The following is a 15722-nucleotide window of genomic DNA, read 5'->3' as shown; positions in this document are numbered from 1 at the left end:
GGCCTTGAACTGAGACATAGACAACGCCCCGGAGCAATGATCCCCGGGGGTCAGGAAATTTCCCGTCGAAACGGCGGCAAGGCATTGAGAATAGCCTTACCGTAGCGCTGGGTAACCACACGTCGGTCCAGCAGGGTGATGGTGCCGCGGTCCTCTTCGGTACGCAGCAGGCGACCGCAGGCCTGGATCAGGCGCAACGAAGCGTCTGGTACAGCGATTTCCATGAACGGGTTGCCGCCACGCGCTTCGATCCACTCGGCCAGGGCCGCTTCGACCGGATCATCCGGTACCGCGAAAGGGATCTTGGCAATTACCACGTGCTCACAGTAGGCGCCCGGCAAGTCGACACCTTCGGCAAAGCTCGCCAGGCCGAACAGGACGCTGGAGTCACCGCCATCGACACGCGCCTTGTGTTTGTTCAGGGTTTCCTGCTTGGACAGGTTGCCCTGGATGAACACCTGCTTGCGCCAGTCGCGATCCAGGCCATCGAACACGTCCTGCATCTGCTTGCGCGAAGAGAACAGCACCAGCGAACCACGCGAACCCTCAACCAGCTCCGGCAGATCACGAATGATCGCCGCGGTGTGTGCCGCCGCATCCCGAGGGTCGGCACGCAGGTCCGGCACCCGTAGCACACCGGCATCGACATGATGGAAAGGGCTGGGCACGACACTGGTGACCGCATCCTTGGGCAGACCGGCGCGCATGCGGAAACGATCGAACTTGCCCAGTGCGGTCAGGGTTGCCGAAGTCACCAGCGCACCATGGGCAACGTTCCACAGATTGCGCCGCAACATTTCAGCCGCAAGGATCGGGCTGGCGTTGACCTCGATGTCGAACAGCGCCCCGCTCTCGGCCAGGGTCAGCCAGCGGGCCATGGGCGGGCTGTCTTCCGGGTCTTCTGCGGTGAAGGCGGTCCACAGCTCCCAGTTGCCCTGGGCGCGCATCAACAGGCTGCCGAACAAGGGGTACCACTCTTCGGCCTGATGGCTGGCGATACCGATATTGACCTCGGCATCCATACCTTCTTTAAGCAATTCGGTCAGACGGGTGAACAGATCGGTCAGGCGTGAGAAGCCCTTCTTCAGCTCGATCCCCATCTCGCGCATGTGCTCGGGCACCACACCGCCCTCGAAGCGGTGACGCGGCCTCTCGCGGCCCTCCATATCCTCGCCGGGACGGAAATCGGCCACCTGCTCACAGGCGCTGAACATGAACTGTTGCTGGGCCTTGATCTCCCGCGCCAGTTCCGGCACCTGCTCGATCAGCTTGCCCAGGTCGCCCGGCAACGGGTGCTGGGCCAGCAGCTTGGTCAGGTTCTTGGCGGTTTGCTCGAGCCAGTCGGCGGTGGAACGCAGACGGGTGTAGTGGGCGAAATGGCCAATGGCCTTGTCCGGCAGGTGATGACCTTCGTCGAACACATAGATGGTGTCGCGCGGATCAGGCAACACCGCGCCACCGCCCAGGGCCAGGTCGGCCAGAACCATATCGTGGTTGGTGACGATGACGTCGACCTTACCCATGCCCTCACGGGCCTTGTAGAAGGTGCACTGGCCAAAGTTCGGGCAATGGCGGCCGGTGCATTGGCTATGGTCGGTGGTCAGGCGTGCCCAGTCCTGGTCTTCCAGGGCTTGCGGCCAGCTGTCACGGTCGCCGTCCCAGCGGTTGCCGGCAAGCTTCTCGATCATGCTGGTGAACAGCTTCTGGCTGGCTTCGTCGACCTCGATCTTGAAGCCCTCTTCCTCGAACAGCTGCGCAGTGGCCGATTGTGCATGGCCCTCCTGCAGCAACAGGTCGAGCTTGGACAGGCACAGATAGCGACCACGCCCCTTGGCCAGGGCGAAGGTGAAGTTCAGGCCGCTGTTGCGCATCAGGTCGGGCAGGTCCTTGAAGACGATCTGCTCCTGCAGGGCTACCGTCGCGGTGGCGATCACCAGACGCTTGCCGGCGGCCTTGGCAGCGGGAATCGAGGCCAGGCTATAGGCAACCGTCTTGCCAGTACCGGTACCGGCCTCGACCGCCACCACGGCGGGATCGCCGGCGCGCCGACCTTCATCGTCACAGGCGATATCGCCAAGCACCTTGGCCACTTCGGCGATCATCAGACGCTGGCCGTAGCGAGGCTTGAGGCTCTTGGCTTCGAGAAAACGCGAATAGGCGCCCTGAATCGTGGTTTTGAGTTCGTTGCTGATCATGGTGTCGGGGCGCCCGAAGGGCTGGATAAATTTTCAGTGTTTCGATTGGGTCGCTATCATACCCCGCTATTGCCCTTTGCGCCGAATGGAGATCCCGATGAGCGCCTTTACCCTTCCTTATAGCCTGCACGTCCTGGCCGCCCTGGTATGGGTCGGCGGGATGTTCTTCGCCTGGCTGATCCTGCGGCCTGCGGCGGTTGCAGCCCTTCAAGGGCCTGACCGTCTGCGCCTCTGGGTAGAAGTGTTTCAGCGTTTCTTCGTGTGGGTCTGGTTAGCCATCGCGGTCCTGGCGATCAGCGGCATAGGCATGCTGCACCTGCGTTTTGCCGGCTTGGACGCGGCGCCACGCTATGTACAGGTGATGATTGGCGGCGCTATTGCGATGATCGCGCTGTTCATTCGTGTCCAGTCGTTGCTGCTGCCGGAATTGCGCAAAGCGGTGCAGGCGCAAGACTGGCCGACAGGCGCGGTGGTGCTGGGCAAGATTCGTCGCTTGGTGGGGATCAACCTGTTGCTCGGGATTGCCGTGGTGCTAGTGGCAACTACGCGCCTGCTGGTGTAACGCACAACCGGTGGGAGCGGGCTTGACCCGCGATACGATGTGGCTGACAGAGCGCAATCGCGGGGCAAGCCCGCTCCCACCGACAATTACACCTACAAGCGCTGCAGGATCAGCTCGCCGGCATTGCCCGCCAATCCTGGCTGACCGGCAACCCCTGGTTTCCCGGGTGCGCCCGCAGCCGTCCGGTAGACCAGGCAACCCTTGCTCACGCCCCCTGCTCCCGGCTTGCCCGCTGCACCCGCTACACCTGGCGCCCCGCCGTCGAGCTGGACCTTGATCCGTTCTGCGGGAAAGTCCGCCGGCAGCGCCAGTCGTACCCGACCGCCCGCCGCGCCATCATGGCCATCGCCACCGTTGTCACCATTGGCACCACGGCTTGCCTGGCCCCATGTGCATCCGCCAGCTTTGCCGTTGGCCCCGTCAAGCCCGACGTACCCTGGCGCCCCAGCACCTCCGCGGGCATCGATCGCCAGCAACGGCGCTTGCACGGCACGCAACTGCAGATCAAGGTTGCGCCCAGCCAGCGCCGCTCGCTCATAAGTGCCCGGAGCGCCACGCGCGGCGATCTGGCTGCCCTCACCCAGCTGTGCCCGCGCCACTTCAACGCGTAATGTGCTCTCGGCCGGGGCAATGGCAATGCGTGCCTCCTGCCCCAGCTGCAGCTCGTCCACTTTCAGTTCGACCAGACTGGCCGGCAACAGCAGCGTTGCGGCATCGGCCACGTGCAGACGCTGCAGGTGCACGACACTGGATTTATTCGGCAAACGCAGCACCGAGTGCGGCGCGACACTGATCGACTCCGCCAGCACCAGGGGGCTGAACAATGCAGCCAGCAAGACCAACTTACGCATGTTTAGTCTCCTGACGGGGCGCTGGAATCGAAAGGACATGAAAGATACCGACCAGCAGGATCTGCAAGCGGTCAAACCAGCGATGGCTGCGCCCACGCAGGCGGCCATTGAAAAACAGCACTTCCAGCACGTGCAGCCCGAACAATGCAGCGCCGGCCAGAGCGATCAATCGATTGAAGGGGAATTCCTGGGGAATCAGCAGATTCACCAGCACCACCCACCAGAACACTACCGTCAGGGCTTTGCCCAACCCTAGTAAGCCCTTCATACGCGCCCCCTGCTGTTATTTTTTTAGGCGATGCCAGAAGCCCTGGCATCGCCTGCAACAGTAACGGCTGGCACTGCCGCGCACCAGAGGCAGGTTCAATTGAGGTGCAGTTCTACCCTGCGGTTCTGCGCGCGCCCGGCGTCGGTCTCATTGTCGGCAATCGGTTCACTTTCACCGCGGCCCTGGCTGGTCACTTTCGAGGGTGCCAGGCCCTGGCTGATCAGGTACTCGGCGACGCTGCTGGCGCGCCGCTCGGAAAGCGTCTGGTTATAGGCATCCGAACCTTGGCTATCGGTATGACCGATCACCTTGACGCTTGTCACACCGGGCGCATTGAGCTTGCTCATCAACCCCTGCAACTGACTATGGGCGCTGCTGGTCAGTTCGGCGGAATCGTAGGCGAACATCACCGAGCCCTGGTCATTGAGGGTGATGATTTCAGGCTCGGGCGCTGCCTTGTCGGTGACCGGATATTGCGGGAGTGGGCAACCTGTATGGCTGACCGGCGTGTTGGCCGGCGTATCAGGGCAACGATCGCGGCGGTCGAACACACCATCCTCGTCCTCGTCGCCGTCCTGGGCATAGCAGATCAGGCCGCCGGCAATGGCCCCGGCAACACCGCCACCGGCTGCCCAGGCAGAACTTTCGATAGCCCCCAGCCCGCCACCTACCAAACCGCCAAGCAGGCTGCAGACTGGCCAGGTCCTTTGATTGAGTGGGGCGCTGCCATCACTGTGGGTGGCGCAGCCGGAGATCAGGCTTGCAGTCACCAGCACCGGTACTGCGGCCTTGGAGAAAACACTCATGGGAATTGCTCCTGTGTCACCGGCGTCTACCGGTCACACAGGAGTAAAGACTGGCCTGCGGCACTTCTCAAGCCGCAGGCCGGTTGCGCTTCAGCGCTGGATACGAATCTCCACACGGCGGTTCATGGCCCGCCCTTCAGCGGTCGCATTGTCGGCTTCCGGCCGCGACTCGCCTGCACCCTGCACCGAAACAAAGCTGGCTTGCGGCACTCCGCTGCTGACCAGGTAGTCGGTGACCGATTGGGCACGTTGCTCCGAGAGTTTCTGATTATAGGCATCGCGACCGACGCTGTCGGTGTGACCGGTGACACTCAGTCTGGCCGTCGGCGCCTCGTTTTTCAGGCGGGTCGCAATGGTATTCAGGCGTTCCTTGTCAGCTGGCGTCAACCGGGCAGAATCGAACTCGAAGTGAACGTCGCGAATGACGATGACCTCTTCCTTGACCACGACCGCTTCTTCGACCACAGGCGCTGGTGGGCAGCCATTGGCATCGACCTGAACGCCACGCGGGGTACCCGGACACTTGTCACGGCTGTCCGGTACGCCGTCACCATCTTCATCACCATCGCCGTGGGCCCAGCAATAGCCTGCCGCCAGGCCAGCGCCAAGCAATGCACCCCAGCCAGCCCAGCTTGAACTTTCTATGGCGCCCAATCCCGCGCCGCCTACACCCCCGACGGCAGCACATATCGGCCAGTCAGTTTTTTGCAAACCTGCGCAACCAGTTAAGACGCTGGTTAGCAGAACCAGAGGTAATGCTGTGCGTACTATGCTCATTTTGTTGCGTCTCCTTGGGGGAATCGGTTTAAAACCGATGCTATGGGAGTAAAGACCGCACAAACCGACTCCGCCAGCAATAAGCCATGATGCGGCTGTCAGCCTCTATGCCTGACGGCCCGAGATCGTTAGTCTTGACGCATCTGACCGAGGATTCCCGATGATTGACGGATTTTCCCAACGAACCCCGCAGCAAGCCCTGGCGGCGCTGCTTGAACACCATCTACCGCAGCGTTTATTACTGGTCGGCACGCGTTTTCCGGCTTTGGACGTCTTTGTCCAGGCGCACCCGCACGTGAAGATTGCCCAGACTGAACCGGGACCTCTACCTACGGATTTGGCCGCTCAGCGCTTTGATCTAGCCTTGCTGGTCGATTGCCTGGAGCACCTGCCCAAGCGCGATGGCCTGCAGTTGCTCGGCGGCATCCGCAACCTCAATGCCAGCCGCGTGGCAGTGCTGGCCGACCTGAGCGCCTGCGGCTGGCAAGACACCGATTTCTTCGCCCTGGCCCTGCAAGCCAACGAAAAATTTCAGCGCGATGATCAGGTCCTGAGCCTGTTCACCTATGATCTACGTGAATACAAACAGGTCCCGGACTGGCTCAATGCCAAGTTCTGGGCCAATCCGCAAAATTTTGGCAAGTACTGGTGGTGAAACAATGAGTGTCTCGGTTTGTCCCTGCGGCAGCGGTAATCTGCTCGACGCCTGTTGCGGACACTATCACGCCGGGCATCCGGCCCCCGATGCGCAGACGCTGATGCGTTCGCGCTACAGCGCCTATGTGCTGGGGCTGATCGATTACCTGGTGAACACCACCCTGCCTGCACAGCAGGCCGGCCTTGACCGCGCCGCGATTGCCGCCTGGAGCGCGCAAAGCACCTGGCTGGGCCTTGAAGTGGAAAGCGCCGAGGTATTTGGCGGCAAGCCTGAACATGCCTTCGTCACCTTCACCGCCCGCTGGCACGATAATGACGGCGAACATAGCCATCGCGAGCGTTCGGCCTTTGTGCAGAATGGCGGGCACTGGTATTTCATCGACCCGACAGTCGGCCTGAAAGCCGGACGCAACGACGCCTGCCCATGCGCCAGCGGGCAGAAATTCAAGAAGTGCTGCGCCAGTTATCTAGGGAGCTAACGCCAATGACCCGTCTGTTGCTACTCAGCTTTCTGATACTGCAACTGACCGGGTGTGCCAGTTGGCTGGACAGTGACTACCGCGATCCCGAGGTTCGCCTGGTCAAGGTCGAAGCGGTCAAGATGCACCTGCTGGAGCAAGAATTCGTCCTTCATGTACGCGTCGACAACCCCAACGACGGACGCCTGTTCATCCGCTACCTGAGTTACACCGTGCACCTGAACGATCTGTTACTGGTCGAGGGGGAGGAAAGCCTGTGGCGCAGTGTCGGTGGGCATGCCCGGCGGACCTTCAAGATCCCCGTGCGCACCAACCTCTGGAAGCAGGTCAAACCGTTGGCGAAAATGCTCAAAAACACTGACCTTCCCTTGCGCTACCGCCTCGATGGTGAGCTCAACAGCGGATTATTCTTCGCCCGCGAACTGCACTTGTCGCGCAGTGGTGAGATAATTCCCGGCGATCTTTTACCGGAGTAACCCGCAATGACTCAACAACCCCATGTCCATGGCCCTGACTGCAACCACGATCATGATCATCACGACCATGACCACGGCCATGTTCACGGTCCGCACTGCAACCACGGTCACCAGGAGCCGGTGCGCAACGCCCTGAAGGACGTCGGCCGCAACGACCCGTGCCCATGCGGCAGCAACAAGAAGTTCAAAAAGTGCCACGGGGCCTGATAGTGGCCTTTGAACAGCCTGAAAAATAAAGGCTGTGCCCCGCTTGCATGGCGTGGTCGGGCTCACTAACGTAGCGCCTTTTAGACGCCACGCCCTGCAGGAGCCCGACCATGGCCGCGCCAGCCTTCCCCCCTTTCCTCCCCCGGTTCGGCGTAGCCGCAGCGGTGTTCGGCGTGCTTGCCCTGAGCGGCTGCCAGATGGGTGGCTACCGCGACAGCGTGCCACCGACCAGCGGCATACAACCCCTTAAAGGCCTGGCGCAGAACGTCTCGGTACGACGCAATGCCATGGGCATGCCGTTGATCGAAAGCAGCAACTTCCACGACGCCCTGTTCGCACTGGGCTATGTGCATGCCGGTGACCGCATCGGGCAAATGGTCGGCATGCGCTTGTTGGCCCAGGGTCGCCTGGCCGAGATTGCCGGCCCGGATGTACTGGAAGTCGACCGGCTGATGCGTGGCGCCAACCTGAAACAGACCGCCAACCAGCTTTACGCCGATGCCTCGCCACGCCTCAAGCGCTTCTTTGAAGTCTATGCCCGTGGCGTCAACGCCTACCTGTTCCGTTACCGCGACCGGCTCCCGGCGCCGTTGGCGCAAAGCGGCTACCGCCCGGAATACTGGAAGCCTGAAGACTCGGCACTGATCTTCTGCCTGTACAACTTCAGCCAGTCGGTCAACCTGCAGGAAGAGCTCGCCGCGTTGACCCTGGCGCAGAAAGTCGGCAGCGACAAACTGCCGTGGTTGTTGCCCAGCTACCCTGACGAACCCCTGCCGACAGCTGAGGCCGACAAGCTCAAAGGCCTGAGCCTGGGCAACGCGCTGGCCGGGCTGGCACCGCTGAGCGCCGCCAGCGAACAGTTGGCTGCCCTCAACCTGTTGGGCACAGCCGGTTCCAGCAACTGGGCGATTGCCCCGCAACGCAGCCGTAGCGGCAAGAGCCTGCTGGCCAGCGACACCCTCGGGGCCTGGGCAATGACACCGGTGCAGATCCGCGCACCTAAATACCAGGGCGCTGGTGTAACCATTGCCGGCCTGCCACTGCTGCTTTCCGGCTACAACGGCAAACTGGCCTGGAGCGCCAGTGCGGTCATGGCCGATAACCAAGACCTGTACCTGGAACGCCTTAAACGCGAAGGCAGCCGCCTGATGTACCAGGCCGACGGCAAATGGCTGCCAGCCCTGGCGCGCAACGAAACCTTCTTCGTCAAAGGCCAGCGCCCACAGCGCGAAACCCTGTACGACACCCGTCATGGCACGCCTGCTCGGCCAGGCGCAGAACGCCAGCCTGGGCCTGGCCCTGCAACTGCCACAGCTCAGGGGCGACCAGAGCCTGGATGCATTTTTCAACCTGTCACGGGCGCAGAACGTCGAGCGCGCCTTCGACAACACCCGCGAAATCGGTGCCGCAGCGCTGAACTTCGTCTTCGCCGACGCCAGCAACATCGGCTGGCAGGTCAGCGGCCGCTTCCCCAACCGTCGTGAAGGCCAGGGGCTGCTGCCTTCGCCGGGCTGGGACGGGCGCTACGACTGGGACGGCTACGCCGACCCGATGCTCCACCCTTACGACCAGGACCCGCCGCAGGGCTGGCTTGGCAATGCCAACCAGCGCAGCGTGCCCAAAGGTTACGGCATGCAGTTGTCCAATAGCTGGTACTACCCCGAGCGCGCCGAGCGCCTGGGGGAGCTGGCCGCTAACGGCAAGCATGACAGCCGCAGCCTGATCACCATGCAAAACGACCAGACCACCCTGTTCGCCGCCAAACTCAAGCAGATGTTCGAAGCACCCGGCATGGCTCAGCCGCTGAAACAGGCGATCGACGCGTTGCCCGGCGATCAGCGCAGCAAGGCCCGTGAAGCCTATACGCGGCTGATGGCCTTCGATGGCCGCCTGAGTACCACCTCGGCCGACGCCGCCCTGTATGAACTGTTCCTGCAGGAAAGCGCGAAACTGACCTTCCTCGATGAGCTCGGCCCGGAATCTTCGGCGACCTGGCAGGCCTTCGTCGGTAATGCGCGGTTGTCCTACTCGGCACAGGCCGATCATTTGCTCGGCCGTGAAGACAGCCCGTTCTGGAACGACCAGCGCACCGCGCAGCAAGAAGACAAACCAACGATCCTCGCCCGCAGCCTGGCCGCAGCAGTCACTGCCGGTGAAGCGCAACAGGGCAATGACCGTCGCGCCTGGCAATGGGGCAAGCTGCACCAGTACCGCTGGCCGACAGCGACCTTCCATGGCCTGGGTGATGCCGTCAGTCGTGGCCCGCAGGCCAGCGGCGGCGACCACAGCACCCTGAACCTTGCGCCCTATGCCTGGGGCAAGGATTTCAACGCCCAGCTGGCGCCGTCGCTGCGCATGGTGGTGGACTTCGGCCAGATCGAACCGCTGCAACTGCAGAGCAGCAGCGGCCAGTCCGGCAACCCGGCCAGCCCGCACTTTGCCGATGGCCTGGACGCCTGGTTCAAGGGCCGTTACATGAGTTTGCCGCTGCAACCGCAAAACTTCGACCGCGCCTACGGCAGCAAGCGTCTGACCCTGGTGCCGGGCAAGTAATCCTCTCGCACCCCGCAGCCGGTGCAATGCCGGCTGCGCTGATCCATATCAACTGTACCCGCCTGCAAATCCTCTACAACAACACTGGGACGAGCCTCGTTCCCAGTGCTGCCTGATGAATCATAAAAACGATTGCACACCTGCGCCCAAGGGACCACCCAGGCCGGGTGACTAAAGGAATATGCAATGGCTTCCGTACTTTCACGCCTGGCCCTGTGCGCCACGACGTTGCTGCTGATACCCGCCCTTCACGCCAGTGAGCCAGACATGGCAGCGGCTGAAACCACCGACAAGTCACTGCTCGAACGTGGCCGCTACGTTGCACAGCTCGGTGACTGCATCGCTTGCCACACCGCCCCGCAAGGTCCGTTGATGGCCGGTGGGCTGCAACTGAAGACGCCTATGGGCACGATCTACTCAAGCAACATCACCCCGGACTCGGAAACCGGTATCGGGCGTTACAGCTTCGAGCAGTTCGACAAGGCCATGCGCGAAGGGGTGAGCGCCGACGGCACCCATCTGTATCCCGCCATGCCCTACCCGTCCTACGCCAAAATCAGCGAGGAGGACATGCAGGCGCTGTACGCCTACCTGATGCAAGCGGTGGAGCCGATCAGCCAGTCCAACCAGGCCGCCGACATGAGCTGGCCGTTCAACATGCGCTGGGGGCTGGCATTCTGGAACTGGGCGTTTGTCGATAATCAACCGTTCGAACCCGACCCGGACCGCGATCCGCTGATCAATCGCGGCGCCTATCTGGTGCAGGGCCTGGGCCATTGTGGCGCCTGCCATACCCCGCGCGGCATCGCCTTTCAGGAAAAGGCCATGAGTGACACCGGCAGCAGTGGCAAGCACTTCCTCGCCGGGGAAACCGTCGAGCACTGGCGCGCCCTGAGTCTGCGCAATCTGTGGACGGTGCCAGACACCGTACAATTGCTCAAAACCGGACAGAACCGCTTCGCCACGGTCTCCGGAAACATGGCCGACGTGATTCACCACAGCACCCAGCATTTCAGTAATACCGATCTGACCGCCATCGCCAGCTACCTCAAATCCCTGCCGCCGGGCGAAAACGACCTGCCCATGCCCGCCGTGGCACTGACGCCGGCCGCGCCACCGGCCGATCTGTTCAGCAGCCGGGGTGGCCTGGGTTACACCCAGTTCTGCAGCGACTGCCACCGTACCGACGGCGCGGGCGTGCCCGGCATGTTCCCGCCACTGGCCGGCAACCCGAGCATTGCTTCCAGCGACCCGACATCGCTGCTGCACATCACCCTGACTGGCTGGGAGACCGCACAGACCGCCACCCATTCGCGGACCTACACCATGCCCGGTTTCGCGCGTTTATCGGATCAGGAAATCGCCGAAATCCTCAGTTTCGTGCGCAGCCGCTGGGGCAACAACAGTTCAGCGGTCACTCCGGAACAGGTGAAAAAGCTGCGCGCTCAGCTCAACCCGCAAACCACCGACTCGACTGCCTTCGAGACCCCGCGCCTGGCCGACCTGCTCGCCGCCGCCAATGCCGACCAGGTGATCCGCGGCATGCGCCTGCACCTGCAGACCAAGGAACTGCTGCCGGACAACGTCGGCAATGCGCTCAATTGCACAAGCTGTCACCTCAACGCCGGTACCGTGGCCGATGGTTCGCCCTTTGTTGGCGTGTCGGCGTTTTTCCCCGGGTACGCGCCGCGCGCCGGTAAGGTGATTACCCTGGAAGAGCGCATCAACGGCTGCTTCCGCCGCTCCATGAACGGCAAGCCGATTCCGCCACAGTCCGCTGACATGCAGGCCATGGTCGCCTACTTCGAGTGGATGAAAAACAACACCCAGCCCGGCGACAAAGTGGCTGGCCGTGGTGTTGGCAAGATCGATCCAGCGATCAAGCCCGACCTCGATAACGGCCAACAGGTCTACGTCAAACAATGTGCGGTGTGTCACGGCGCCGATGGCCAGGGGCTGGCCCGCGCGGATGGCAGCCTGGTGTTCCCGCCACTGTGGGGCGAGCAGTCCTTCAACATCGGCGCCGGTATGGCGCGCACCTACACGGCTGCCGCATTCGTCAAACGCAACATGCCGATCGGCTTTCATGAGCGTTTTCCCCTGGGCCAGGGTGGCCTGAGCGACCAGGAAGCAGTGGACGTTGCCGCCTGGTTCTCGCAGCAGCCGCGACCGGACTTCCCGGACAAGGTCAAGGACTGGCCCAACGGCGGCAAGCCGATGGATGCGCGCTACTAAAGGCTTGCCTCTGTAGGAGCGGATTCATCCGCGAATGGGTCGCTGCCCCAGACAAGGGACTGCTATGCAGTCCTTCGCGGATGAATCCGCTCCTACACTGCAAGAATATGGTGTGAAAATTGCTGTCATTGTGATGTCAGGCACTGGCCGGTAACGGCCCAGTGCCACCCCACTAGGTTACAAATCCAGGGACACACAATGAAAAAAGCATGGCTGACGTTTTCTGCACTTGCACTGTGTCTGGCTGCGGGCAATGCCCTGGCCAAGGAATACAAGGAGCTGCGCTTCGGCGTCGACCCGTCGTATGCCCCGTTTGAATCCAAGGCTGCCGACGGCAGCCTGGTGGGCTTCGACATTGACCTGGGTAACGCCATCTGCGCCGAGCTCAAAGTCAAATGCAAGTGGGTCGAGAGCGATTTCGACGGCATGATTCCGGGCCTCAAGGCCAACAAATTCGACGGGGTAATCTCGTCCATGACCGTCACCCCGGCGCGGGAAAAAGTCATCGACTTCTCCAATGAACTGTTCTCCGGCCCGACTTCGCTGGTGTACAAAAAAGGTTCCGGACTGAGCGCCGACCCGGCTTCGCTCAAAGGCAAGACGGTCGGCTATGAGCAAGGCACCATCCAGGAGGCCTACGCCAAGGCCGTGCTGGACAAAGCAGGGGTCAAGACCCAGGCCTACCAGAACCAGGACCAGGTCTATGCCGACCTGACCTCCGGCCGTCTGGATGCTTCCATACAGGACATGCTCCAGGCTGAACTGGGCTTTCTCAAGTCGCCTCAGGGCACAGACTATGAAGTCAGCGCACCGGTAGAAAGCGAATTGCTACCGTCGAAGACCGCGGTGGGTATCAAAAAAGGTAACAAAGAGCTCCAGGACCTGATCAACAAAGGTATCAAAGCGTTACACGATGACGGTACCTATGCCGAGATCCAGAAGAAACACTTCGGTGATCTGAACCTCTACAGCGGCAAATAACTGTAGGAGCGGCGGTGCGACGACTCGCCTTGCCCCGCGATGCGATGTAGCTGACAGACCGCAATCGCGGGGCAAGCCCGCTCCCACAGCCATTGGCATAGGTTGCTTACATGTTCGAAGACCTGTTGCAGTTTCTGGGACTCTCGGCCTTCAGCCTGAAGGGCTTCGGCCCTTTGCTGCTGCAGGGCACCTGGATGACCATCAAATTATCCTTCATGTCGCTATTGGTCAGCGTTGGCCTGGGCCTGCTCGGCGCCAGCGCCAAGCTCTCGCCAGTGCGCCCGCTGCGCCTGATCGCCCAGGCCTACACCACGCTGATCCGCGGGGTCCCCGACCTGGTGCTGATGCTGCTGATTTTCTACAGCCTGCAAACCTGGCTGACGACGCTCACCGACTACATGGAATGGGAATACATTGAAATCGACCCGTTCGCGGCGGGCGTGATCACCCTGGGTTTCATCTACGGTGCCTACTTCACCGAGACCTTCCGCGGTGCGATCCTTGCCGTGCCCCGCGGCCAGGTCGAGGCCGCCACCGCCTATGGCCTCAAGCGTATGCAGCGCTTTCGCTTCGTGGTCTTCCCGCAAATGATGCGCTTCGCCCTGCCCGGCATCGGCAACAACTGGATGGTCATGCTCAAGGCCACCGCCCTGGTCTCGATCATCGGCCTGGCTGATCTGGTCAAGGCCGCCCAGGATGCCGGCAAGAGCAGCTACCAGCTGTTCTACTTCCTGATGGTCGCAGCCTTTATTTATCTGCTTATCACCAGCGCCTCGAACATCGTCCTGCGCTGGCTGGAACGCCGCTACAACGTCGGCACCCGGGAGGCCATCCGATGATCGAATTGCTGCAGCAATACTGGCGCGATTTTCTTTATACCGATGGCACGCACATCACCGGCCTGGCCATGACCATGTGGCTGCTGACCGCCGCGCTGGCAATCGGCTTCGTGGTCTCGATACCCTTGTCCATCGCCCGCGTCTCGCCGCGTTTCTGGATCCGCTGGCCGGTGCAGTTCTACACCTACCTGTTCCGTGGCACACCACTGTATATCCAGCTGTTGATCTGCTACACCGGGATCTACAGCCTGGCCGCCGTGCGCGCGCAACCGCTGCTCGACAGCTTCTTTCGTGACGCGATGAACTGCACCATCCTCGCCTTCGCCCTCAACACCTGCGCCTACACCACCGAGATCTTCGCCGGCGCGATCCGCAGCATGAACCATGGCGAGGTGGAAGCAGCCAAGGCTTATGGCCTGCGCGGCTGGAAACTTTATGCTTATATCATCATGCCGTCGGCGCTACGCCGCTCGTTGCCCTACTACAGCAACGAAGTGATCCTGATGCTGCACTCCACCACAGTTGCCTTCACCGCGACCGTGCCGGATGTGCTCAAGGTCGCCCGCGACGCCAACTCGGCCACGTTTCTGACCTTCCAGTCGTTCGGTATCGCCGCACTGATCTACCTGTGCGTGACCTTCGCTCTGGTTGGCCTGTTCCGCCTCGCCGAACGGCGCTGGCTGGCTTTTCTAGGACCGACTCACTAGGACTGATATGCATCACTCGACCCACGATATTCTGGCACCGGTTCCAGGGATCGCCCGCCAGATCCACAGCTTCCATTTCGGCCCGCGGGGCGCCGGAAAGATCTACATCCAGGCCTCGCTACACGCCGACGAACTGCCCGGCATGCTGGTGGCCTGGCACCTCAAGCAACGCCTGGGCGAGCTCGAAGCCCTGGGATTGCTGCGCCGCGAGATCGTACTGGTGCCGATCGCCAACCCGGTCGGCCTGGAACAGGTGCTGATGGATATGCCGCTGGGCCGCTTCGAGCTGCAGAGTGGCGAGAATTTCAATCGCAACTTCGTCGACCTGAGCGACAAGATCGGCGATCAGATCGAAGCGCACCTGAGCCAGGATCAGGACCACAACATTGCCCTGATCCGCGAATGCCTGCGCCGTGCCCTGGATACCCACCCGGTCCACACACCGCTGCAGTCGCAACGCCTGACCCTGCAGCGACTGGCCTGCGATGCCGAGATGGTGCTGGACCTGCATTGTGACTTCGAAGCCGTCGCCCACTTGTACACGACACCTGAGGCCTGGCCGCAAGTCGAGCCTCTGTCGCGCTACCTCGGCGCCCAGGCCAGCCTGCTCGCCACCGATTCGGGCGGGCAGTCCTTCGATGAGTGCTTCACCCTGGTCTGGTGGCAGCTGCAGCAGCGTTTCGGCAAACAGTTCCCGATCCCGCAAGGCAGCTTTTCGGTCACCGTCGAATTGCGCGGCCAAGGCGATGTCAGTCACCCGCTGGCGGAACAGGATTGCGCGGCAATTCTCGATTATCTGACGCAATATGGCGCCATCGAAGGCCAAGCGAGCCCCCTTCCGCCACTGTCGTACCCGGCAACCCCGTTGGCGGGTGTGGAACCGGTGGCCACGCCGTTGGGCGGCTTGCTGGTATTCCACGCCAAGCCGGGCCAGTACCTGGAGACCGACCAGTTGATCGCCGAAGTCATCGACCCGCTCAGCGACCGGGTGACCGCGGTGCGCAACGTCCAGCCCGGGCTCATGTATGCCCGCTCGCTACGGCGCATGGCTACCGCCGGCATGGTCATTGCGCATGTGGCCGGCCGCCAGCCCTACCGCAGCGGTTACCTGTTATCGCCTTGAGCAATA

15 protein-coding genes and 1 pseudogene are annotated in these 15722 nt (G+C 62.1%); 11 read left to right on the top strand and 5 right to left on the bottom strand.

Annotation, left to right across the window (positions count from 1 at the left end; genetic code table 11):
• Positions 1 to 50: 50 nt before the first annotated feature.
• A complete protein-coding gene (gene dinG / locus ACVI9W_RS18200; RefSeq protein ID WP_038607904.1) occupies positions 51 to 2195 on the bottom strand; it encodes an ATP-dependent DNA helicase DinG in 2145 nt (714 codons plus the stop codon).
• Between the two features lie 97 nt (positions 2196 to 2292).
• Here dinG and ACVI9W_RS18195 point away from each other — a divergent pair, with 97 nt between their 5' ends.
• Positions 2293 to 2757: a CopD family protein gene (locus ACVI9W_RS18195; protein WP_461530731.1), complete on the top strand. Its 465-nt coding sequence runs from the start codon at positions 2293 to 2295 to the stop codon at positions 2755 to 2757.
• 92 nt (positions 2758 to 2849) lie between these two features.
• Here ACVI9W_RS18195 and ACVI9W_RS18190 read toward each other — a convergent pair whose 3' ends face one another.
• The 4 genes from ACVI9W_RS18190 to ACVI9W_RS18175 form a co-directional block, all read right to left on the bottom strand.
• Entirely contained in the window at positions 2850 to 3608 is a 759-nt protein-coding gene (locus tag ACVI9W_RS18190) for a collagen-like protein (protein ID WP_461530730.1), read from the bottom strand.
• Positions 3601 to 3876, bottom strand: coding sequence for a DUF1145 domain-containing protein (locus tag ACVI9W_RS18185; RefSeq protein ID WP_461530729.1), 276 nt, complete (start codon positions 3874 to 3876; stop codon positions 3601 to 3603). The genes ACVI9W_RS18190 and ACVI9W_RS18185 overlap by 8 nt, the downstream gene beginning before the upstream one ends.
• 95 nt (positions 3877 to 3971) lie before the next feature.
• Positions 3972 to 4682, bottom strand: a complete 711-nt coding sequence (locus ACVI9W_RS18180; protein ID WP_461530728.1) for an OmpA family protein — start codon at positions 4680 to 4682, stop codon at positions 3972 to 3974.
• A gap of 90 nt (positions 4683 to 4772) precedes the next feature.
• Positions 4773 to 5459 (bottom strand): OmpA family protein, encoded by a 687-nt coding sequence (locus ACVI9W_RS18175; RefSeq protein ID WP_038607890.1) that lies wholly within the window; start codon positions 5457 to 5459, stop codon positions 4773 to 4775.
• 160 nt (positions 5460 to 5619) lie between these two features.
• On the opposite strand from ACVI9W_RS18175, the gene ACVI9W_RS18170 reads away from it, so the two are divergent.
• The 10 genes and pseudogenes from ACVI9W_RS18170 to ACVI9W_RS18125 all read left to right on the top strand — a co-directional run bounded on the left by ACVI9W_RS18170 (position 5620) and on the right by ACVI9W_RS18125 (position 15716).
• Positions 5620 to 6114, top strand: a complete 495-nt coding sequence (locus tag ACVI9W_RS18170) for a DUF6231 family protein (protein ID WP_461530727.1) — start codon at positions 5620 to 5622, stop codon at positions 6112 to 6114.
• A gap of 4 nt (positions 6115 to 6118) precedes the next feature.
• Positions 6119 to 6595, top strand: coding sequence for a YchJ family protein (locus tag ACVI9W_RS18165; RefSeq protein ID WP_461530726.1), 477 nt, complete (start codon positions 6119 to 6121; stop codon positions 6593 to 6595).
• Between the two features lie 5 nt (positions 6596 to 6600).
• Positions 6601 to 7071 carry an LEA/WHy family protein gene (locus ACVI9W_RS18160; protein ID WP_038607840.1) on the top strand — a complete coding sequence of 157 codons (471 nt, stop codon included), beginning with the start codon at positions 6601 to 6603 and terminating at the stop codon, positions 7069 to 7071.
• A gap of 6 nt (positions 7072 to 7077) precedes the next feature.
• The gene (locus ACVI9W_RS18155; protein ID WP_038607838.1) at positions 7078 to 7278 is read left to right on the top strand and encodes an SEC-C metal-binding domain-containing protein; all 201 of its coding nucleotides are present in this window, start codon (positions 7078 to 7080) and stop codon (positions 7276 to 7278) included.
• Positions 7279 to 7388: 110 nt separating this feature from the next.
• A pseudogene (locus tag ACVI9W_RS18150) lies at positions 7389 to 9831 on the top strand (penicillin acylase family protein).
• A 186-nt stretch (positions 9832 to 10017) separates the two neighbouring features.
• Positions 10018 to 12066 carry a c-type cytochrome gene (locus ACVI9W_RS18145; RefSeq protein ID WP_461530725.1) on the top strand — a complete coding sequence of 683 codons (2049 nt, stop codon included), beginning with the start codon at positions 10018 to 10020 and terminating at the stop codon, positions 12064 to 12066.
• Positions 12067 to 12264: 198 nt separating this feature from the next.
• Positions 12265 to 13047, top strand: a complete 783-nt coding sequence (locus tag ACVI9W_RS18140; RefSeq protein WP_422420302.1) for a transporter substrate-binding domain-containing protein — start codon at positions 12265 to 12267, stop codon at positions 13045 to 13047.
• 110 nt (positions 13048 to 13157) lie between these two features.
• Positions 13158 to 13886 carry an ABC transporter permease gene (locus ACVI9W_RS18135; RefSeq protein ID WP_038607826.1) on the top strand — a complete coding sequence of 243 codons (729 nt, stop codon included), beginning with the start codon at positions 13158 to 13160 and terminating at the stop codon, positions 13884 to 13886.
• Positions 13883 to 14593: an ABC transporter permease gene (locus tag ACVI9W_RS18130; RefSeq protein ID WP_038607823.1), complete on the top strand. Its 711-nt coding sequence runs from the start codon at positions 13883 to 13885 to the stop codon at positions 14591 to 14593. Before ACVI9W_RS18135 ends, ACVI9W_RS18130 begins: the two co-directional genes overlap by 4 nt.
• Positions 14594 to 14600: 7 nt before the next feature.
• Positions 14601 to 15716, top strand: a complete 1116-nt coding sequence (locus ACVI9W_RS18125) for a succinylglutamate desuccinylase/aspartoacylase family protein (protein WP_461530724.1) — start codon at positions 14601 to 14603, stop codon at positions 15714 to 15716.
• The last annotated feature ends 6 nt before the right edge of the window (positions 15717 to 15722 follow it).

Source organism: Pseudomonas sp. 210_17 TE3656 (genome assembly GCF_054821965.1).
This window is presented reverse-complemented; position numbering and strand designations above follow the sequence as displayed.

Bases quoted from the DNA above. Each gene is read 5' to 3' on its own strand.
- ACVI9W_RS18125 (WP_461530724.1), top strand. From the start codon at position 14,601: ATGCATCACTCGACCCACGATATTCTGGCACCGGTTCCAGGGATCGCC.
- ACVI9W_RS18180 (WP_461530728.1), bottom strand. From the start codon at position 4,682: ATGAGTGTTTTCTCCAAGGCCGCAGTACCGGTGCTGGTGACTGCAAGC.
- ACVI9W_RS18195 (WP_461530731.1), top strand. From the start codon at position 2,293: ATGAGCGCCTTTACCCTTCCTTATAGCCTGCACGTCCTGGCCGCCCTG.
- ACVI9W_RS18190 (WP_461530730.1), bottom strand. From the start codon at position 3,608: ATGCGTAAGTTGGTCTTGCTGGCTGCATTGTTCAGCCCCCTGGTGCTG.
- ACVI9W_RS18165 (WP_461530726.1), top strand. From the start codon at position 6,119: ATGAGTGTCTCGGTTTGTCCCTGCGGCAGCGGTAATCTGCTCGACGCC.
- ACVI9W_RS18185 (WP_461530729.1), bottom strand. From the start codon at position 3,876: ATGAAGGGCTTACTAGGGTTGGGCAAAGCCCTGACGGTAGTGTTCTGG.
- ACVI9W_RS18175 (WP_038607890.1), bottom strand. From the start codon at position 5,459: ATGAGCATAGTACGCACAGCATTACCTCTGGTTCTGCTAACCAGCGTC.
- ACVI9W_RS18160 (WP_038607840.1), top strand. From the start codon at position 6,601: ATGACCCGTCTGTTGCTACTCAGCTTTCTGATACTGCAACTGACCGGG.
- ACVI9W_RS18135 (WP_038607826.1), top strand. From the start codon at position 13,158: ATGTTCGAAGACCTGTTGCAGTTTCTGGGACTCTCGGCCTTCAGCCTG.
- ACVI9W_RS18145 (WP_461530725.1), top strand. From the start codon at position 10,018: ATGGCTTCCGTACTTTCACGCCTGGCCCTGTGCGCCACGACGTTGCTG.
- ACVI9W_RS18140 (WP_422420302.1), top strand. From the start codon at position 12,265: ATGAAAAAAGCATGGCTGACGTTTTCTGCACTTGCACTGTGTCTGGCT.
- dinG (WP_038607904.1), bottom strand. From the start codon at position 2,195: ATGATCAGCAACGAACTCAAAACCACGATTCAGGGCGCCTATTCGCGT.
- ACVI9W_RS18130 (WP_038607823.1), top strand. From the start codon at position 13,883: ATGATCGAATTGCTGCAGCAATACTGGCGCGATTTTCTTTATACCGAT.
- ACVI9W_RS18170 (WP_461530727.1), top strand. From the start codon at position 5,620: ATGATTGACGGATTTTCCCAACGAACCCCGCAGCAAGCCCTGGCGGCG.
- ACVI9W_RS18155 (WP_038607838.1), top strand. From the start codon at position 7,078: ATGACTCAACAACCCCATGTCCATGGCCCTGACTGCAACCACGATCAT.